At 68.8% G+C, this 18,734-nt stretch carries 17 protein-coding genes; 4 read left to right on the top strand and 13 right to left on the bottom strand.

Features of this window, described 5'->3' with window-relative positions:
- Window positions 1-12: 12 nt before the first annotated feature.
- From AB4Y74_RS10040 to AB4Y74_RS10060, 5 genes are all read right to left on the bottom strand, one after another.
- Window positions 13-1,719: a peptidoglycan D,D-transpeptidase FtsI family protein gene (locus tag AB4Y74_RS10040; RefSeq protein ID WP_441798940.1), complete on the bottom strand. Its 1,707-nt coding sequence runs from the start codon at window positions 1,717-1,719 to the stop codon at window positions 13-15.
- A 55-nt stretch (window positions 1,720-1,774) separates the two neighbouring features.
- The gene (locus AB4Y74_RS10045; RefSeq protein WP_441798941.1) at window positions 1,775-2,449 is read right to left on the bottom strand and encodes a hypothetical protein; all 675 of its coding nucleotides are present in this window, start codon (window positions 2,447-2,449) and stop codon (window positions 1,775-1,777) included.
- Window positions 2,446-3,453 carry a 16S rRNA (cytosine(1402)-N(4))-methyltransferase RsmH gene (gene rsmH / locus AB4Y74_RS10050; RefSeq protein ID WP_441798942.1) on the bottom strand — a complete coding sequence of 336 codons (1,008 nt, stop codon included), beginning with the start codon at window positions 3,451-3,453 and terminating at the stop codon, window positions 2,446-2,448. The genes AB4Y74_RS10045 and rsmH overlap by 4 nt, the downstream gene beginning before the upstream one ends.
- A 116-nt stretch (window positions 3,454-3,569) precedes the next feature.
- A complete protein-coding gene (gene mraZ / locus AB4Y74_RS10055; protein ID WP_441798943.1) occupies window positions 3,570-4,001 on the bottom strand; it encodes a division/cell wall cluster transcriptional repressor MraZ in 432 nt (143 codons plus the stop codon).
- Between the two features lie 237 nt (window positions 4,002-4,238).
- The gene (locus tag AB4Y74_RS10060) at window positions 4,239-4,619 is read right to left on the bottom strand and encodes a DUF3040 domain-containing protein (protein WP_441798944.1); all 381 of its coding nucleotides are present in this window, start codon (window positions 4,617-4,619) and stop codon (window positions 4,239-4,241) included.
- Window positions 4,620-4,697: 78 nt separating this feature from the next.
- On the opposite strand from AB4Y74_RS10060, the gene AB4Y74_RS10065 reads away from it, so the two are divergent.
- Window positions 4,698-5,828, top strand: coding sequence for a polyprenyl synthetase family protein (locus AB4Y74_RS10065; RefSeq protein ID WP_441798945.1), 1,131 nt, complete (start codon window positions 4,698-4,700; stop codon window positions 5,826-5,828).
- Window positions 5,829-5,867: 39 nt separating this feature from the next.
- Here AB4Y74_RS10065 and AB4Y74_RS10070 read toward each other — a convergent pair whose 3' ends face one another.
- Window positions 5,868-6,209 (bottom strand): Rv2175c family DNA-binding protein, encoded by a 342-nt coding sequence (locus AB4Y74_RS10070; RefSeq protein ID WP_441798946.1) that lies wholly within the window; start codon window positions 6,207-6,209, stop codon window positions 5,868-5,870.
- Between the two features lie 151 nt (window positions 6,210-6,360).
- Between AB4Y74_RS10070 and AB4Y74_RS10075 the strand changes: the two genes are divergently transcribed.
- Window positions 6,361-7,485, top strand: a complete 1,125-nt coding sequence (locus AB4Y74_RS10075) for a LysM peptidoglycan-binding domain-containing protein (protein WP_441798947.1) — start codon at window positions 6,361-6,363, stop codon at window positions 7,483-7,485.
- An 86-nt stretch (window positions 7,486-7,571) separates the two neighbouring features.
- Window positions 7,572-9,473: a Stk1 family PASTA domain-containing Ser/Thr kinase gene (pknB, locus tag AB4Y74_RS10080; protein WP_441798948.1), complete on the top strand. Its 1,902-nt coding sequence runs from the start codon at window positions 7,572-7,574 to the stop codon at window positions 9,471-9,473.
- 217 nt (window positions 9,474-9,690) lie between these two features.
- Here pknB and AB4Y74_RS10085 read toward each other — a convergent pair whose 3' ends face one another.
- The 3 genes from AB4Y74_RS10085 to AB4Y74_RS10095 form a co-directional block, all read right to left on the bottom strand.
- Window positions 9,691-11,028, bottom strand: coding sequence for a class II 3-deoxy-7-phosphoheptulonate synthase (locus tag AB4Y74_RS10085; RefSeq protein WP_441800432.1), 1,338 nt, complete (start codon window positions 11,026-11,028; stop codon window positions 9,691-9,693).
- 109 nt (window positions 11,029-11,137) lie between these two features.
- Window positions 11,138-11,827 (bottom strand): lysophospholipid acyltransferase family protein, encoded by a 690-nt coding sequence (locus AB4Y74_RS10090; protein ID WP_441798949.1) that lies wholly within the window; start codon window positions 11,825-11,827, stop codon window positions 11,138-11,140.
- Between the two features lie 28 nt (window positions 11,828-11,855).
- Complete coding sequence (locus AB4Y74_RS10095) at window positions 11,856-12,806, bottom strand: ROK family glucokinase (RefSeq protein WP_441798950.1); 951 nt, start codon at window positions 12,804-12,806, stop codon at window positions 11,856-11,858.
- A 144-nt stretch (window positions 12,807-12,950) separates the two neighbouring features.
- Between AB4Y74_RS10095 and AB4Y74_RS10100 the strand changes: the two genes are divergently transcribed.
- Complete coding sequence (locus tag AB4Y74_RS10100) at window positions 12,951-14,780, top strand: AMP-dependent synthetase/ligase (protein ID WP_441798951.1); 1,830 nt, start codon at window positions 12,951-12,953, stop codon at window positions 14,778-14,780.
- Between the two features lie 6 nt (window positions 14,781-14,786).
- Here AB4Y74_RS10100 and AB4Y74_RS10105 read toward each other — a convergent pair whose 3' ends face one another.
- The 4 genes from AB4Y74_RS10105 to AB4Y74_RS10120 all read right to left on the bottom strand — a co-directional run bounded on the left by AB4Y74_RS10105 (window position 14,787) and on the right by AB4Y74_RS10120 (window position 18,669).
- Window positions 14,787-15,380 (bottom strand): endonuclease domain-containing protein, encoded by a 594-nt coding sequence (locus tag AB4Y74_RS10105; RefSeq protein WP_441798952.1) that lies wholly within the window; start codon window positions 15,378-15,380, stop codon window positions 14,787-14,789.
- A 535-nt stretch (window positions 15,381-15,915) separates the two neighbouring features.
- Window positions 15,916-16,761 carry an NAD-dependent epimerase/dehydratase family protein gene (locus AB4Y74_RS10110; RefSeq protein ID WP_441798953.1) on the bottom strand — a complete coding sequence of 282 codons (846 nt, stop codon included), beginning with the start codon at window positions 16,759-16,761 and terminating at the stop codon, window positions 15,916-15,918.
- A 23-nt stretch (window positions 16,762-16,784) separates the two neighbouring features.
- Window positions 16,785-17,276, bottom strand: a complete 492-nt coding sequence (locus AB4Y74_RS10115) for a peptide deformylase (RefSeq protein ID WP_441798954.1) — start codon at window positions 17,274-17,276, stop codon at window positions 16,785-16,787.
- Between the two features lie 40 nt (window positions 17,277-17,316).
- Complete coding sequence (locus AB4Y74_RS10120; RefSeq protein WP_441798955.1) at window positions 17,317-18,669, bottom strand: nucleotide-binding protein; 1,353 nt, start codon at window positions 18,667-18,669, stop codon at window positions 17,317-17,319.
- Window positions 18,670-18,734: the final 65 nt, after the last annotated feature.

An 18,734-nucleotide genomic window follows, 5' to 3' on the forward strand; every position in this document is an offset into this window, starting at 1 on the left:
CGTAGACGGGTTTCAGTAGTAGGGGGGATAGTCGGCCGGGCTCGACGTCGAGGGCTTCACCCGGTAGGTCTTCAGCACCTGACTCATGATCGTGTGGAACAGTGGAGCGGCGGCAGCCGACGAAGTAATGGTAGTCGGGAACCCGAGGTTGACCGAAACGACGTACTGCGGGTCGTCCACCGGAGCGACGCCCATCACGGAGACGTAGTACGAGGGCAGATAGCCGCCCTTCCCGTCCGGCTGCTGGGCGGTTCCGGTCTTCGCGGCGATGCGGTAGCCGGGGATCTGAAGCTGCTTCTTGAGCTCGCCGCTGGTCACGATCGACTCCATCATCCCGAGCGTCGTACCGGCGGCCGTCGCCGAGACGACCTGAGTCGGCTTGCCGCTCGGGATGTCCGTGACGGAGCCGTCCGGGTGCTCGCAGCCCTCCACGATCGACAGCGGGATGCGCGTGCCGCCGTTCGCCAGAGCCTGGTACGCATCCACCATCTGCAACTGGGTCGCCGAGACGCCCTGGCCGAACATGGTGGCGTACTTGGTCTGGTCGTCCCAGTCCTTCACGGGGTTCAGGAGGCCGTCGGATTGCCCGGGGTAGGGCAGGCCGGACGGCTCGCCGATCCCGAACTTCTGGAGGTAGTCGTAGCGGGTCTGGTCGGTGAGGGCGCGTCCGAGCTGCGACATACCGGTGTTGGACGACATCATGAGCACACCGGTGAGGGTCAGCCGCAGAGGCGCGTGATATCCGGAGTCGTGCAGGTCGGCGCCGTTGCCCGATTGCCAGGAGTAGGGCGCGACGACCTGCGACGTCGGGGACGCCTTCCCCTGGTCGACGAGCATCGCCGCGGTGAGCGCCTTGAACGTCGAGCCGGGCTCGTACGGGGTCGTGAACGGCTTCAGACCCCAATCGGACGGGTCGGACGCACCGATGTTGTTGGGGTCGAGCGGCGGCCATTGGGCGATCGCCTTGATCTTGCCCGTCTTGGCCTCCGCCACCGTGACGAAGCCGAACTTCGACCCGGTCGCACTGACCTGCTGGGCCAGGGTCTGCTCGGAGAACCACTGCAGGTCGCCGTCGAGCGTCAGCTTGAGCGTGCCGCCGTCCTTCGCCTGCTTCTGGACGACGGTGCTGCCCGGAATGGCGACGCCGTCGGCTCCGCGCTGGTAAGTCTCCTCGCCGTCCACCCCGGCCAGACAGCCGTTCTCGCTCTCCTCCAGGCCCGCCTTGCCGCCCTCGGAGAGGAAGCCGAGCAGGCTGCCGGCGACCGCACCGTTCGGGTAGCTGCGCGCCTGCTTCTTTGTGAAGGTGAGCCAGGGATATGGGAGCTTGTCGAGCTTGTCGAAGGCGGCAACATCCATCCCCGACTTGATGAGGACGTACTTCGACTTCGGATTGTCCTTGAGTGCGCCGTCGAGCAGCGCCACGACGGCGTCGCCGCCCTGGCCGGTGACGGCGCCGATCTTCGCTGCAGCCTCGACCATCTTGTCTCGGCCGCCGGCGACGGCGTCCGACGGGGAGGCAGCGGCCGTGTAGGTGTAGATCGTGGTCGCCATGACCGTGCCGTCGGCGTCCACGATGTCGCCGCGGTTGCCCAGCAGCGGGCTGGACACCTCTTTGGCCTTCACCGACTCGCGTTGCAGGTCGTCTGCGCGGACCACCTGGATGTCGACGAGTTTGGCGCCCAGGATCGCGACGGTCGCGGCGACTGCGAGAACCGTCACGGCGGTCCTCCGCCGCAGCATCTTCTTGGCTACCATGCCCGCGCCCGTTCCGTCGTCAGTGCGTCACCGGGGTCGGCAACGCTCCCTGCAACGGTACGGTCGGCGCGGTCGTGGGCGCGGAAGCCGCACCCGCGCTTGCGGAATTCCCAGATTGCGCCGTCTTCGCGGCAGCCGCGGCGGCAGCCGCAGCGGCCGCCTGCTGCTGCGTCTGCGTGACCAGCGGGACACCCGCGAGCAAGGCGTTCGGCACCAGGTTGCCCTGGGTTCCCGTCACCGTTCCGGCCGCCCCGTTGGCGGGCAGCGGAGCGCCGAGCACAGCGCCGTCCGATAGACGCAGGTAGGCGGGACTGCTGTTGCTGACCATCCCGAGCGCGTTGGCGTTCGCCGCCAGGTTCTGCGGCGATGACACCCGGTTGAGGTCTTCCGAGACGGCCTGGTAGGACCGCTGGAGTTGCGTCTGCTGCGCCTGCAGGGAGTTCAGTTGGTAGGCGCCCTGCGAGATCCCGATGCTCAGGAGGAGCTGGGCCACCACGATCGCGAGGAGCGCGCCGACGGAGATCGCCGCGTACAGCGCCCGCGGGCGCGCCCGGCGCTGCGACCGGGTCGGCACGACTTCGAGGTGCGTCCGCTTCGGCTCCTCGACCGGCGCCGGGAGTGCACCGCCGCTCCAGAACGCGGCGGGGCGCCTGCGGTTCGGCGCCGCAACGGCTGCTGCCAGGTTGGTGCTCATGGGCGCCTCCTCGTCTGATCGGTGGTGGTGGCGGTCTTGTTGCCGGTGTTCGCGGGACGCACCCGCTCGGCCGCCCGCAGGCGCACCGGAGTGGCCCGCGGGTTCGCGGCCTTCTCGTCGTCGTCCGCGAGCTCGGCGCCGCGGATCAGAAGCTTCAGTTCGGGCCGGTGCTCCGGCAGCTCCACCGGCAGCCCGGCCGGGGCGCTCGACGTGGATCGCGCCTGGAGTTCGCGCTTCACGATGCGGTCCTCGAGCGACTGGTACGCCTCGACGACGATCCGGCCGCCCACGTTGAGCGCGTCGATCGCCGCGGGGATGGCGCGCTGCAGTACAGCGAGCTCCTGGTTCACCTCGATGCGGAGGGCCTGGAAGACCCGCTTCGCCGGGTGCCCCTGGCGCTGCACCGCGACCGGGGTCGCCTTGGTGATGAGGTCGACGAGCTGACCGGAGCGCGTCAGCGGCTCCTGCTCGCGCGCCTCCACGATCCGCGACGCGTAGCGGCCGGCGAGCTTCTCCTCGCCGTATTCGCGGAAGATGCGGCGGAGGTCGGCCTCGGAGTACTCGGCGAGCACCGTCTCGGCGGTCAGCTCACTGGTGGAGTCCATCCGCATGTCGAGGGGGGCGTCCTTCGAGTACGAGAACCCGCGCTCGACGCGGTCGAGCTGCAGAGACGAGACGCCCAGGTCGAACAGCACGCCGTCGACCGTCTCGAACCCGAGGCCCTCCACTGCCTCGCGGATACCGTCGTAGACCGTGTGCACGAGGTGCACGCGGTCGCCGAAGCGCTCCAGGCGCTCCCCCGCGATCGCCAGCGCCTCCGGGTCGCGGTCGAGGCCGACCAGTGTGGCCTCCGGGAACCGCTCCAGGATGCCGGCGGAATGACCGCCCATCCCGAGCGTGGCGTCGACGAAGACAGCGCCCGGCCGAAGCAGGGCGGGGCCCAGCAATTCGATGCAGCGCTCGAGAAGGACCGGAGTGTGGATGCGGGAGTTGTCGTCGGCCATAACTGTTCGGGACCGGCCGCCGCCCCTGGTTCCGGATCCCCATCCATTCCGACCTGACACCGGGGAAGTGGTGTCAGGGCGTATGGCTGGGAGTCCGGCGTCAGGGACTCAGCGGCTCAGAAGAGTCCCGGGATCACCTCCTCCTCCGTGTTCGCGAATGCGGCTTCCTGCTCGGTCAGGTAGGTCTCCCAGGCGCTGGCGTCCCAGATCTCCGCGCGGCTGCCCGCGCCGATCACGACCAGGTCGCGATCCAGTCCCGCGTAGGACCGGAGCGCGGCGGGGACGGTCACGCGATTCTGCTTGTCCGGGACCTCGGCGCTCGCCCCCGAGAGGAAGACGCGCAGATAGTCACGGGCTTGCTTGCTCGTCACCGGCGCCTGGCGGATCTTCTCGTGCAGCGCTTCGAACTCGCGCTGCGAGAAGACGTAGACGCAGTGCTCTTGGCCGCGGGTCAGGACGAGCCCGGACGCGAGCTCGTCCCGGAACTTGGCCGGAAGGATGATGCGCCCCTTCTCGTCGAGCTTCGGGGCATGCGTACCGAGGAACATCGGCTGCCACCCCCACTCTCCGGCCCAGGTTGCGGTGTGCCTCCACTTTACTCCACTCTCATCCACAATGTCGCGCAATCGACCGCTATTGCCCCGAAATGGGTACGTTCACCCCCGAGATCACGCCGATCTCACGGGTGGAGGAAAATGGAGTACCGGGGAAGCCAGGAAGGCAAGAAAAAAGGGCCGATCCGAAGATCGGCCCTACGTCTGAGTGCTGGTGGAGCGGAGTGGAGGCTAGCTCTCGCCGCCGTCGTTACGCTTCTCCCAGCGGTCGTTCATGCGGTCCATGAAGCCGGACTTGCCGCCACGGACCTTCGCGCCCTTCTGATCCGGAGCGCCCGGCTCGACGGCGACGCGCTTGCCCGGTGCGATCGCGACGAGAACACCGACGAACATCACCACGAAGCCCAGGATGCCCACAAGCGGCTGCTGGAAATAGACGCCGACCACGAGCACGCCGACGCCGACGACGGCGAGCAAGATGCCGAGGACGATCGACCGGTATGCCGGCCGTGCCCGCTTCCCGCCGACCTTTGCGACGAAGTCTGCATCGTTCTGATAGAGACTGCGTTCCATCTCTTCGAGGAGGCGCTGCTCATGTTCCGAAAGCGGCATCCGATTCCCCCTCTTTCTGGCGGGTTCGAGGCTTGGTGAGCCTGATTCTAGCCTCGCCGGTCTGGCTAGGCTAGGCGTGTGTCAGAAAGCATCCGATTCGTCGACCTCATCCAGTCAAGAATCGATGGATTCTTCGATGCACGTGCGTCCATTCTCGTCTCCATCGCTGACGAGCTCGCTCCCGTCGCAGGGTTCTCAAGGGATTTTCTCAGCGGCGGCAAGCGCTTCCGAGCATTGTTCTGCTTCTGGGGCTGGCAAGCCGTGCGCACGTCGGACGAGTCCTTCGACGACGACCCCGATGCCGGCGCCGTCACTGCGGGCGGACCGCTCGACGCCGTGATCTCGGTGGCCAGCGCTCTGGAGCTCTTCCACGCGGCCGCGCTCGTCCACGACGACCTCATCGACAACTCCGACACCCGCCGCGGCGCCCCTGCAGCGCACAAGCGGTTCGAGAGTCTGCACGAGGAAGAGGGATGGGGTGGTTCGGGAGCGTCGTTCGGCACGGGAGCCGCCACGCTGCTCGGCGATCTGCTCCTCATCTTGAGCGACGAGCTGTTCGACGAGGGCCTCAGCCAGCTGGTCAGCGCCGCCGCCCGGCGCGCCGCCCGGGCCGAGTTCAACCGGATGCGACTGGACGTGACCGCCGGCCAGTATCTCGACATCTTCGAGGAGATCGGCTGGGCCGGCCGTCCGGACGCGGACCAGCTCGCGCGCGCCGAACGCGTCATCGTCTACAAGTCGGCCAAGTACTCGATCGAGTCGCCCTTGCTCATCGGGGCAAGCCTCGCCGGGGCGACCGTGGGCCAGCTCCAGTCGCTGCGCGACTTCGGCCTCCCCCTGGGGATCGCCTACCAGCTGCGGGACGACCTGCTCGGTGTGTTCGGCGACGCGGAGGTCACCGGGAAGCCGAGCGGCGACGACCTGCGCGAGGGCAAGCGGACCGTCCTCATCGCGCTCACGCGCCAAGCCATCCCGTCGGGAGCCCGCGCAGCGCTCGACGAGCTGCTGGGCGACCCGGAGCTCACGCCCGAGCAGATCCGCACGATGCAGCTGACCATCCGGGAATCCGGCGCGGTCGAGACGGTGGAGAAGATGATCGCGGACAACGTTCAGCGCGCGATCGCCGCCCTCGAGGCCGCGCCGCTCGGAACAGCGGCCAAGGCGCAGCTCCGCGACCTCGCGATCACCGTCACGCGCAGGAGCGCCTGACCCCGTTCGGGCCCGACGGCGGCACTCGCCGCGGAAGAGTCAGGCCAGGGCCTGGGCCACGCGGCGGACCTCCGCCTTGCGGCCGGCGCGGAGCGCCTCGATCGGCGACGTCCGCAGGCTCTCCTCTTCGGCGAGCAGCCAATCCACCGCCTCGTCCTCGGTGAAGCCGTCATCCGCGAGGACGATCAGCGTTCCGCGCAGTTCACTCAGCGGCTCGCCGTCTCGCACGAACGCCGCGGGGACCTTCAGGACCCCATCGATGCGCTTAGCCGCGAGGTGGCGGTCCTCGATGAGACGGCGGACCCGGCTCACGCTCAGGCCCAACTGCTCGACGAGGTCGGGGACGGTCAACCATTCGGTGGTCTGGACGTTCTCGGTCACACCTCCAGCGTGCCACGCCAGACGGCAGGACGCACATTCGCTCAATTGTTACGATCAGGTAAACTCATTTCACACGCGTCACTTCTGTTGACTCCCATATCCATCTGTGCCAGCGTGGGGACTCGTCGTGTCACTCAAACAGGGGGGTCGTATGGCTCTGGCAGACACCGGCAGAATCCGGGGCGCGTTCGGCACCGTCCCTATCGCCATCGCGAGTTCGCTGGCGATGACCCTCAACCTGGTTTCGCCTGCCCAGGCGGCGCCGAGCGAGGACCACGCCACCGACCATGCGGGCGACACCGGCGAAGTGACCGCGCTCGACCGCGCCACCGTCACCAGCACGATCCGGCAGGGTGCCGATGTCTCCCCCGCGCAGACCAGCGTTGCGGCGGCACCCGCCACCTACCGCGTCCAGTCCGGAGACACGATCTCGGGGATCGCCGCGCGATTCGGCCTCTCCACCGCCGCCGTCCTCGCCATGAACGGGCTGAGCTGGAAAAGCCTCATCTTTCCGGGCCAGGTGCTCGCGCTGGCCGGCCCGGCAGCCGCACCCAGGGCGGCTGCGCCCGCCCCGGCCGCTCCCGCCGCTCCGGCGCCCGCTCCTGCTCCTGCCGGGCCGACGACGACGTACACGGTCGCCCGCGGCGACACGATCAGCGGCATCGCCGGCCGGTTCGGGGTGACCACGCGCGCCGTCCTCGCGGCGAACGGCCTCAGCTCCTCGAGCCTGATCTTCCCCGGGCAGAAGGTGCGCATCCCGGGCATGACGACGGCCGCCCTGAACACGCCCGCGGCGCCGGCTCCGGTCGCTGCTGCACCGGTCGTCGCTCCCGCTCCGTTGCCCACTGCCTCTCCCGGCCGGGTCGTCGCCCTCAGCGACGACATGCGCGCCAACGCCCAGCTCATCATCCGGATCGGCCGCCAGCACGGCGTCCCGGATCAGGGCATCGTCGTCGCGCTCGCGGCCGCGGCCCAAGAGTCCGGCCTCCGCAATGTCCGCTACGGTGACCGCGACTCGCTCGGGCTGTTCCAGCAGCGGCCCAGCACCGGCTGGGGCACCCCGGAGCAGGTGCTCGACCCCACCCGCGCCACTCTCGCTTTCTACGGCGGAGCCGCCAACCCGAACAAGGGACACACGCGCGGCCTGCTCGACATCCCCGGCTGGAGCTCGCTGAGCGTCACCCAGGCCGCCCAGGCGGTGCAGATCTCCGCCTTCCCCGACGCCTACGCCAAGTGGGAGACGTCGGCGCGGGCCTGGCTCGCCCAGCTCGGGTGAACCCGAAGGTCACAGCCGGGTCACGGCCCTGGCGTCCACCGGTGTTTTGCAGGGTTCCCGCACCCGTCGTTCCCTAGACTCGATCCGTGACCACGAGCCAGACTGACCCGATGATCGGCCGTCTCATCGACGGCCGCTATCAGGTGCGCTCGCGGATCGCCCGCGGCGGCATGGCCACGGTCTACCTGGCGACCGACCTGCGTCTCGAGCGACGCGTCGCCATCAAGATCATGCACGGCCACCTGGCCGACGATTCGACGTTCAAGAGCCGTTTCGTGCAGGAGGCCCGCTCGGCCGCGCGCCTCGCGCATCCCAACGTGGTCAACGTCTTCGACCAGGGTCAAGACTCCGACATGGCCTACCTGGTGATGGAGTACCTGCCGGGCATCACCCTGCGCGACCTGCTGAAGGACTACGGCAAACTCACGCCCGAGCAGACCATCGACATCATGGAGGCGGTACTCTCCGGGCTGGCCGCCGCGCACAAGGCGGGCATCGTTCACCGCGACCTGAAGCCCGAGAACGTGCTGCTGGCCGACGATGGCCGCATCAAGATCGGCGACTTCGGCCTCGCCCGCGCGGCGTCCGCGAACACCGCCACCGGGCAGGCCCTGCTCGGCACCATCGCCTACCTCTCCCCCGAGCTCGTCACGCGCGGGGTCGCCGACGCCCGCAGCGACATCTACGCGCTCGGGATCATGATGTACGAGATGCTCACCGGCGAGCAGCCCTTCCAGGGTGAACAGCCGATGCAGATCGCCTACCAGCACGCCAACGACGCGGTGCCCGCACCGAGCGCGAAGAACCCGGCCGTGCCCGCCGAACTCGACGAGCTCGTGCTGTGGGCGACCGAGAAAGACCCCGAGCGGCGCCCGCGCGACGCGCGCGAGATGCTCGACCGGCTTCTGGAGGCGGAGAAGTCGCTCCGAGGCGAGGCCGTGCTGCAACCGACCATGGTGCTGCCCCCGGCGCTCGACGTGGATGCCGGCGACACCCAGATCATCAACCCGGCCATCCGCCAGCAGATGGCATCCAGCACACCCGCTGCTACGGCGACCCTCACCCAGGCGGCGGCCAAGCGCCGGTCGAAGGGCTGGTGGCTGTTCGCGCTCGTCATCCTGCTCGCCGGCCTGGCGGGAGGCACCGGCTGGTACTTCGGCGCCGGGCCCGGCTCACTGGTCACCGTGCCGAACGTCGTGAACACGGCCCCGGATGCCGCAACCGCGCAACTGCAGAAGCTCGGCTTCAAGGCGGCCCAGGCGCCCGAATACAGCACCACCGTCGCGAAGGGTTTGGTGTCCAGCACCGACCCCGGCGCCGGAGTGCCCGCGGGGCAGGGCAGCACGGTGACCCTGCGCGTGTCGCAGGGACCGAAGCCCGTCGACATCCCTCCCCTCGCCGGTCAGAACGTCGACGCCGCCAAGAAGGCGATCACCGACGCGGGCGCGAAGGTCGGCGACGTGGCGCAGCAGTTCGACGCCAAGGTGCCCGCGAATACAGTCCTCTCCGCGACCCGCGCTGACAACGGGGCGGACATCTCGGGCGGCGGCTCCTACTTCGAAGCAGCCGCGGTCAACCTCGTCGTCTCGGCGGGCGCCATCCCGGATGTGGCCGGCAAGTCGGTCGAGGACGCCTCTGCCGCCCTCAGCAAGGTCGGACTACTGACCTCGGCCGGCCCCGAAAGCTTCAGCGACACGGTCGCCGACGGCGACGTCATCTCCGCGCAACCGCAGCACCAGCCGGTGCGCCCGGGCGACACCCTCCTCCTCGAGACGTCGAAGGGCCCGGAGCCGGTGACGGTACCGGAGGTGGTGGGGAAGACGTGGGACGTCGCGAAGAAGGCGCTGACCGACGCCGGCTTCAAGCTCAAGTACAGCGCTATCGCGGACGTGGCGCCCCCGGCGTTCGTCGTCTCGAAGGTCACCCCCGGCTCCGGCACCCAGCAGCCCAAGGGCTCGACGATCACGGTCAACTTCGCCGGCTTCTAAGCCGGCGAAGCACCGCGAAGCCCTTCGCGAACCGGAGGAGTTCTGCGCCGCCTAGGGCGTGAACTCCTCCCGTTCACGCGAAAGCAGGCCGCGGCGACGCCCTTCTCCTCCGTTTCGTGCGCGTCGAAGACGGAGGAGTTTCCGGCGCAACGGGCCGCAAACACCGGAATGGAGGAGTCCCGGCCGCCGGGCGACCGGGACTCCTCCACTCACGCGGTCAGTCGACGCGCGCGGCGGAGAGCTCCTCGGCGACCAGGAAGGCCAGCTCCAGCGACTGCTGGTGGTTGAGGCGCGGGTCGCAGAGCGATTCGTATCGCGTCGCCAGCGTCGCCTCGTCGATGTGCTCCGAACCGCCCAGGCATTCGGTCACGTCGTCGCCCGTGAGCTCGACGTGGATGCCGCCCGGGTTCGTGCCGGCCGCACGGTGCGCCTCGAAGAACCCCTTCACCTCGTCGACGATGTCGTCGAAGCGCCGGGTCTTGTAGCCGTTCGGCGTGGTGAGACCGTTGCCGTGCATCGGGTCCGTGACCCACAGCGGCTTCGCGTCGGACCGCTTGATGGCCTCGAGCAGGGGAGGCAGCGCATCCCGGATCTTGCCCGCGCCCATCCGGGTGATGAACGTCAGACGGCCGGGCTCGCGCTCGGGGTCGAGCTTGTCGATGAGGCGCAGCATGTCGTCGCGCGAGGTCGACGGGCCCAGCTTCACGCCGATCGGGTTGCGCACTCGGGACAGGAAGTCGACGTGCGCGCCGTCGAGTTCGCGCGTCCGCTCGCCGATCCAGACGAAGTGCGCCGAGGTGTTGTACGGTGTGCCCGTGCGGGAGTCGATGCGCGTCATCGGGCGCTCGTAGTCCATCAGGAGCGCTTCGTGGCTGGAGTAGAACTCCACGCGCGTCAACTCGTCGAAGTCGGCTCCGGCCGCCTCCATGAACCGGATGGCGCGGTCGATCTCGCGCGCGAGACCCTCGTAACGCTGGTTCGCCGGGTTGGCCGCGAAGCCCCTGTTCCAGCTGTGCACCTGGCGCAGGTCGGCGAAGCCACCCTGGGTGAAGGCGCGGATGAGGTTCAGAGTGGATGCGGCGGTGTGGTACCCCTGCACCAGACGCCGGGGGTCGGCCTTCCGCGACTCGGGCGTGAAGTCGTAGCCGTTGACGATGTCGCCGCGGTACGCCGGGAGGGTGACGCCGTTGCGCGTCTCGGTATCGCTGGAGCGCGGCTTGGCGAACTGGCCGGCCATGCGACCCATCTTGATGACCGGCACCGAAGCGCCGTACGTCAGCACGACCGCCATCTGCAGCACGGTCTTGACCCGGTTGCGGATCGCGTCGGCCGTCGCACCGGCGAACGTCTCGGCGCAGTCGCCGCCCTGAAGCAGGAAGGCCTCTCCGGACGCGGCGCGCGCCAGGCGCGTGCGCAGCTGATCGACCTCACCGGCGAACACCAGCGGAGGCAGTCCGGCGATCTCGGCGGACGCGGCGGCCGCCGCCTCCTGGTCCGCCCACTGCGGCTGCTGCTTGATGGGGAGGGTGCGCCAATACTCCAGGCCCTCGATCACGGACTCGTCTGGTCGCACGACGGGCTCTGTGGTCTGTAGCACTGGTCTTCCGCTCACTCGAGATGGCTTGGGGATATCCGAGCCTATCGCGAATGGCCGTGAGGCCGTCCTACTGTGACAGCGTCGCCCGTTTCTCCTTGACCGTGGTGGCGTACACGTCGACGTACTCCTGCTCACCCAGCCGCTGCAGTTCGTACATGATCTCGTCGGTGACGGACCGCAGGATGAAACGGTCGCCCTCCATCCCGTCGAACCGGGAGAAGTCGAGCGGCTTGCCGACGATGATCCCGATGCGGCCGATCTTCGGCAGCCGTCGGCCGATCGGCATGACCTTGGCTGTGTCCACCATCGCGACGGGGACGACCGGGACCCCGGCTTCCAGGATCATCCGCGCCACACCCGTCCGGCCGCGGTACAGCTTGCCGTCAGGGCTGCGCGTGCCCTCCGGGTAGATGCCCAGGATCTTGCCCCGCGCCAACACGGCGAGCCCGGTGTTGAGGGAGGCCTCGGACGCCTTGCCGCCGGAGCGGTCGATGGGCAGCTGGCCGGTCGCATTCATGAAGGCCTTCGTCGCCCAGCCGCGGAGTCCCCGGCGCGTGAAGTAGTCGCTCTTCGCCAGGAAGGAGACGCGGCGGTCCACTTCGATCGGCAGGAAGACCGAGTCGATGAACGAGAGGTGGTTGCTCGCCAGGATGGCGGCGCCCTCGGCGGGGATGTTCTCGAGGCCGACGACCCACGGCCGGAAGATGGCGCGCAGCAGCGGGCCCACGACCACGTACTTCATCAGCCAGTAGAACATCGCGTTGAAGCCTATCCCCCGCAGACCCCTAGAGCGAGGAGGCGTGGAGGCGCGCCAGGTCGGCCGCACCGACGACCCCGGCGTCGTTCACGAGTTCGGCGATCGCGAACTCCGGCTCGGGGTGGAACCCGCGCGCAGGCAGGTTCTCCAGGTACGCCTGGCGGATCGGCTCGAGCAGGAGCTCTCCGGCCTGGGCGACGCCGCCGCCGAACACGAACAGCTGCGGGTCGAGGATGGCGCCGAGGCTGGCGCAGGCCTGGCCCAGCCAGTCCCCGAGCTGGCGCAGGGCGGCGAGTGCGCCGGGATCGCCCGCGGTGATCAGGGCGCTGATGTCGTGCCCGCCGAGCACGCCGGTGCGTGCGCGAACATCCGCCAGGGCCTGCCCAATGCCGCCGGCGTCGGCGAGCTCGTTCGCCATGCGCTGCAGCGCGCGTCCGGATCCGTACTGCTCGATGCAGCCGTGCGCTCCGCAGCCGCAGGGCAGCCCGCCGGGCACCACGCGCATGTGGCCGATCTCGGCTCCCGCGCCGAATCCGCCGCGGAACAGCCGGTCGTTGCTGACGATGGCGCCGCCGACCCCGGTGCCGATGGTGAGGACGACCATGTCGGAGACCAGGCGCCCGGCGCCGTACCGGAACTCGGCCCACCCTGCTGCGTTGGCGTCGTTCTCGATGAGGACGGGGAGGTCGATCCGCTTCTCGAGCTTCTCGCGGAACGGCTCGTGCCTCCAACTGATGTTGGGCGCGTAGTAGACGGTGGACTGCGCCGCGTCGATGAATCCGGCGGCGGCGACTCCCGCGCCCGCGATCTCCTCGGGGCCATCGGACAAGCGCTCGATCATGGCGACGACCGCGTTCTCGATCTCCACCGGCCGGCTCGCGTCGGTGGGCACGCGGTCTTCGCGCACGATCGTGCCGAGCTCGTCGACCACGGCTCCCGCGATCTTGGTCCCACCGATGTCGATGCCGATCGCGTGCACGTGTGGCCTTCCTGGGCTCGGGTGGGAGTGCGGCCCGGGCCGGGTCTCAGGGACCCCCGCCGGGACCATCTAGAGTGTAATCAACCGATTCGGCCGAAAGCCATTCGGCCGTACGCCCGCCCGCCCGGTATCGAGGGAGCTACCGTGAAAGAGTTCGACACCCCCGCCATCGTCCCGGCCGACCCGGACGCCAACGCCACCGATCTGCTGGTGGACCGTGTGGCCCTGACCCCCGATGCGCCCCTGTTCAGCCTGCCCGACGGCGCGGGATGGAAGGACGTCACGGCGGCCGAATTCCACCGCCAGGTCATCGCACTTGCGAAGGGTCTCGTCGCTGCGGGCATCCAGCCGGGCGACAAGATCGGGCTCATGTCGAAGACCCGTTACGAGTGGACGCTGATCGACTTCGCCACCTGGTTCGCCGGTGCCGTGCTCGTGCCGATCTATGAGACCTCTTCGCCCACGCAGGTGCAGTGGAACATGTCCGACTCTGGCGCGATCGCGGTGTTCCTGGAGACCGCCGAGATGTACGCGCGGTTCGACGAGGTCCACCCGGAGCTCCCCCTCATCGGCACGGTCTGGCAGCTCCACCTCGGCGACCTGGACAAGCTCGCGGCGGCGGGACGCGATGTGCCCGACGAGGAGATCGAGCGGCGCCGCCGGATCGCCAAGGGCTCCGACATCGGCACGCTCATCTACACGTCGGGATCCACCGGGCGGCCCAAGGGATGCGTCCTCACCCACTCCAACTTCGTGGAGCTCTCGCGCAACTCGGCCGAAGCCCTGAAGGATGTGGTGCAGCAGCCGGGTGGCGCATCCACTCTGCTCTTCATCACCGCAGCGCACGTATTCGCGCGGTTCATCTCGGTGCTGAGCGTCACCGGCGGGGTGAAGGTGGGTCATCAGGCGGACACCAAGCAGCTGCTCCCGGCGCTCGCCAGCTTCAAGCCGACCTTCCTGCTCGCCGTTCCCCGCGTGTTCGAGAAGGTCTACAACTCGGCCGAGCAGAAGGCGGAAAGCGGCGGACGCGGCAAGATCTTCCGTGCCGCCGCCGAGGTCGCGGTCGAGCACTCGAAGGCGGTCGAGGCCGGCTCCGTGCCGTTCGGTCTGAAGCTCAAGTTCGCCCTGTACGACCGGCTCGTGTACTCGAAGCTGCGGGCGGCGATGGGCGGTCGCGTGAAGTTCGCCGTCTCCGGCTCGGCGCCGCTCGGATCGCACCTGGGCCACTTCTACCACAGCCTCGGCATCAAGATCCTCGAGGGGTACGGCCTGACCGAGACGACCGCTCCGGCCACGGTGAACCGTCCGGATACGTTCCGCATCGGCAGCGTCGGTCCCGCCCTGCCGGGCGTCGACCTCCGGCTCGCGGAGGACGGCGAGATTCAGGTGCGCGGGATCAACATCTTCAAGGAGTACTGGCAGAACCCGGAGGCGACGGCTGCGGCGTTCGAGGACGGCTGGTTCCGCACCGGCGACCTCGGCTCGTTCGACGCGGACGGATTCCTCACCATCACCGGGCGCAAGAAGGAGATCATCGTCACGGCCGGCGGCAAGAACGTCTCCCCCGCCGCGCTGGAGGACCCGGTCCGCGCCAATCCGCTGGTGTCCCAGGTGATCGTGGTCGGCGACCAGCGTCCGTTCATCTCCGCCCTCGTCACCCTCGACACCGAGATGCTGCCGACCTGGCTCGCCAACAACGGCGAGGACAAGGACATGACCCTCGCGGAAGCCTCGGTCAATCCGGCCGTGCACGCCGAGATCCAGCGCGCGATCGATCACGCGAACGCGGGTGTGTCGCGCGCGGAGAGCATCCGCAAGTTCGTCGTGCTCGCGACGGACCTGAGCGAGGCGAGCGGTCACCTGACGCCGAAGCTGAGCATCAAGCGCAACGTCATCCTGGCCGACTTCGCCGACGTGATCGACGGCATCTACAGCGACAACCCGAGCACGCAGGGCTTCTCGCTCGCCCACTGATCCGAGTCATGATTCGTGCCGAATTGTCGTTTTGGCCTCGCCGAAAGCGACATTCGGCACGAATCTGTTGAGGCGCCCGAGGAAGGCGACGCGGTCGACGAAGAGGTCGGAGGCTGTGACTCTCATGACCCGCCACCCCTCGCCTTCGAAGAGCTCGCGGCGCTCAATGTCTGTGGCCCACTGTCGTCGATCCACCCGATGGCCGTCTCCCTCGTACTCGAACGCGATCCGTCGGGCGGGGATGGCGAGATCGGGGTGCAGGGTCAACCGGCCATCAGCGACACTCACCGGGCTATTCACCTCGATACCGTTCAGACCGCGCTCTTCCAAGACAAGCCGCAGCAGGCTCTCGGGACGGGAATCGGCGCCGAAACGGATGCGCGGGAGCGCCCACGAGCGGGCTCGAGCTCCCTTCGTTCGGCAGAGCTCTTCTGACAGCGTCGCGAGTTCATCGAGGTCGACGAGGGGCGCCCGCTTGCGTGCCCCGAGCAAATAGTCGCCGGCGGCGACGAGATCCTCCCTACCGATCACGCCGGAGAGCTGGCACCAGACGATGGCTGGCGAGCAGACAGGGAACCCATCCACCACTTCGCCCGTCACCTTTCCGAGGCTGTGCCCGATCACGCCACGAGCACGAGGGGGCGACCGCGGGAATTCGACGGAGACGTGCAGACGTGCATCGGGGAGCGACCCCGGGAGTGGGATGCGGAGCAGTTCGGCCGCGGTCTGGTGGCTGAACAGAGCGCCGTCGGGAAGGAGCGGGAGATACGCCTTGCACAGTTCGGAAACGGTGCGAGGGGCGGTGGCGACGTGGATGCCGTGAAACGGATGGTGCAGGTCGCGGGCCCGCAAGCGTCGGTATGCCACCGCTGACCGACGGGCGTGGTCGGGGGTGAAGGGCACGGAAACCAGTGATGCTGGGAGGGATCGAGGCGTTCGCATCCGCTATTGTCACCGCGTCGGAATCGCCCCCAACAGCGGCTCCCGCAATCTGTGGACAGCCGCTCTTATCCACAGCATCTCGCCCGACAAGATTCCGCACGAATGGACGTTATGGCGGCGTCACAAGCGACATTCGGCACGAATCGACGTTATGGCGGCGTCACAAGCGACATTCGGCACGAATCTACGACGATCAGACCTCGTCGCGCCAGCTGTGCTCGGGGGCGTAGCCGAGGATGCGGCGAGCTTTGTCGATCGAGAGGAGCGTGTCGTTCGTGCCGAGTTCGCGTTTGAGCGGCACGCCGGGGAAGACCTCCGCGACGAGTTCGGCGTTGGGCCGGCTCATCACCGTGTCGGCCGCGGCGATGATGAAGCGGTCGAAGCCGGTCGTGTCCCACTCCAGGGCGCGGCGGATGGCCTGCGCGCCGTCTCGTGCGTCGATGTAGCCCCACAGGTTCCACTTGCGGGCACGGGCGTCGTCGTCGAAGGCCGGGAAGGCCGCGTAGTCTTCCGGGTCCATCACGTTGGAGAAGCGCAGCGCAACGATCTTCAGCGCGGGATCCCAGCGGACCAGCTCGATCGCCATCTGCTCCTCGAGGTGCTTCACCAGCGAGTAAGTGCTCTCCGGGCGGGCCGGGTAGTCCTCGTCCACGGGGATGTACGGCGGCGGCACGTCGAACGGCAGTCCCAGCACCGTCTCGCTGGATGCGTAGACGACATTGCGGATTCCGGCGCGGCGGGCGGCCTGGAACACGTTGTAGGTGACGCGGATGTTGTTGTGGAACGTCGCCACGTCGCTCAGGATGCCCGGAGCGGGGATCGCGGCGAGGTGCACGATCGCGTCGAAGCCGTCGTGCTGGTCGTTCACCCCGAAGATGGCGTCGACCGTCTGACCGTAGTCGGTCAGGTCGACCCGCACGAACCCTGGCCCGCGCTCCCCCGTCGCATCGAGGGAGACGACCTCGTCCCCCGCCTTCCGCAGCTCCCGCACCACGGTGCGTCCGAGCTTGCCCGATCCTCCTGTGACCGCAATACGCATACGGTCATCCTAGGCGCGCGGTGTCAGAACCAGTCCGACTCGCGCACCTGGCGCATCGCCTCGCGGCGCGTTTCCTTGTCGAGACGGTCGAGGTACAGCTTGCCGTCGAGGTGGTCGGTCTCGTGCTGCAGTGCCTGTGCGAGCACACCGGTACCCGACACCTCGATCGCGTTCCCCTCCAGGTCGATACCGGTCACCCGGGCGAACGGATAGCGCAGCGTCTTGAACCACAGGCCCGGGACGGACAGGCAGCCCTCGTCCACCAACTCCGGCTCGCCCGACACCTCGGCGAGCATCGGATTGATCACGTAACCGATCTCGCCGTCGACGTTGTAGCTGAAGGCGCGCTCGTTGACGCCGATCTGGGGAGCTGCGACCCCGGCGCGACCCGGAGGGAGGACGCTGTCCACGAGGTCCTCGACGAGCCCGCGGACTCCCTCGTCGATGTCCCCGATCGGGTCGGATGGGGTCTTCAGTACGGGATCGCCGAACAGGCGGATCTGACGTTCGGTCACGGGCACTCCTCGAGAGAACGGCGGGGACGGGCGGGGCGGCTCAGTCGCGCTCGGCCGGGAGGCCCTCGACGACGAGAGCGGCCAGGGTCCGGGCGGACAGGCGGGTCAGCGGCTTGAGGTCCTTCCACGACACCACCGAGCCTGCGGCGAGCTGCGGGTCGTACGGGACACGCACGATCTCGCGGACGCGCGAACGGAAGTGCGCCTCGATCTCCTCGAGCTTGACGAGGTTGGTCGCGTGCGTCGCCGTGTTGAGCGCGACGACGGCGTTGCGGACGAGCTCGCCGTAGCCGTTCGCTTCCAGCCACGTCAGCGTCTCGGAGGCCAGCCGGGCCTCATCGACGCTGCCGCCGGAGACGATGACCAGCGAATCGGCGCGCTGCAGGGTGGCGCGCATCACCGAGTGGACGATTCCGGTGCCGCAGTCTGTCAGCACGATCGAGTAGAACCGGGCGGACAGATCGGCGACGACGTTGTAGTCGTTCTCGTCGAACGCCTCCGAGAGCATCGGGTCGGTGTCCGAGGCGAGGATGTCCAGGCGCGTCTCGTCGCGCGACACGAGTGCCGAGAAGTCGGTGAACCCGCCGATGCTCGCCGCCTTGTGCACGACGTCCCGCACCGTGGACCGCGTCTGCCGCGGCACCCGCTCGGAGAGCGTCCCGCGGTCCGGGTTGGCGTCGATCGCGATGATGCGGTCCTCGCGGGCCGAGGCCAGCGCCATCCCGAGCAGCGTGGTGACTGTGGTCTTGCCGACGCCTCCCTTGCGGGTGAGCACGGGGACGAAGCGGGCACCGCCCTCGAAGTGCTTCTGGATGCGGTGGTCCAGCTCTTTGCGCGCGCGGACCTTGGCGGAGTCGCCGAGGTTCACGGTACGGAAGGTGACGTTGTAGACGAAGCGCTGCCACGGGCCTTCGGGGCCGGGGCGCGTCTTGCGGTTGACCTCGAGCAGGCGGTCGGCGGTCAGCATCGCGGCCGGCTCCGGCTGCAGGGAGGACTCCCCCCGCAGGCGGTCGCGGCGGGAGCCGGCGAACGGCTCGCTCGGCGGCAGGGGCGGCGCGTCGTCTGCGGAGATCGCGGCGAGACCCGCAGGCGCCTCCGGCGGGGTGGCGGCCAGTCGGGATGCGACGATGGCGACCGACATCGTGGTCGGCTCACTGGGCGACGCGACGAAGCCCGGGTCGACGGGGACGTCGTCGATCGCGACGGCGGCCTCGTCCTCGGGGATCTCGCGTGCGGGCACCGGAGGCAGGTCGACGTCGATGCTGAGCGTCGAGTCGACGTCCAGCGACGGCAGCGGCTCGAAGGCAGGCGACGGCGTCAGCTCGTCGTCGGCCGGCACGAGGTCGCGGGGCGGACGCGCCTCCGGGGTGTCGGCGTCAGGACCTTCTGCCACGTCGAACGTTCTCCTTCGTCTGGAGCGGTGACCCGCTCTGGGCCCCGCGACTCGCCATTGTAGGC

The sequence above is a fragment of the Leifsonia sp. RAF41 genome (genome assembly GCF_052114085.1).
Taxonomy (GTDB): Bacteria; Actinomycetota; Actinomycetes; order Actinomycetales; family Microbacteriaceae; genus Leifsonia.

Excerpts from the sequence above, each read along its gene's own strand:
- AB4Y74_RS10045 (WP_441798941.1), bottom strand. The coding sequence starts at position 2,449 with ATGAGCACCAACCTGGCAGCAGCCGTTGCGGCGCCGAACCGCAGGCGC.
- mraZ (WP_441798943.1), bottom strand. The coding sequence starts at position 4,001 with ATGTTCCTCGGTACGCATGCCCCGAAGCTCGACGAGAAGGGGCGCATC.
- AB4Y74_RS10110 (WP_441798953.1), bottom strand. The coding sequence starts at position 16,761 with ATGCGTATTGCGGTCACAGGAGGATCGGGCAAGCTCGGACGCACCGTG.
- AB4Y74_RS10075 (WP_441798947.1), top strand. The coding sequence starts at position 6,361 with ATGGCTCTGGCAGACACCGGCAGAATCCGGGGCGCGTTCGGCACCGTC.
- AB4Y74_RS10060 (WP_441798944.1), bottom strand. The coding sequence starts at position 4,619 with ATGCCGCTTTCGGAACATGAGCAGCGCCTCCTCGAAGAGATGGAACGC.
- rsmH (WP_441798942.1), bottom strand. The coding sequence starts at position 3,453 with ATGGCCGACGACAACTCCCGCATCCACACTCCGGTCCTTCTCGAGCGC.
- AB4Y74_RS10090 (WP_441798949.1), bottom strand. The coding sequence starts at position 11,827 with ATGTTCTACTGGCTGATGAAGTACGTGGTCGTGGGCCCGCTGCTGCGC.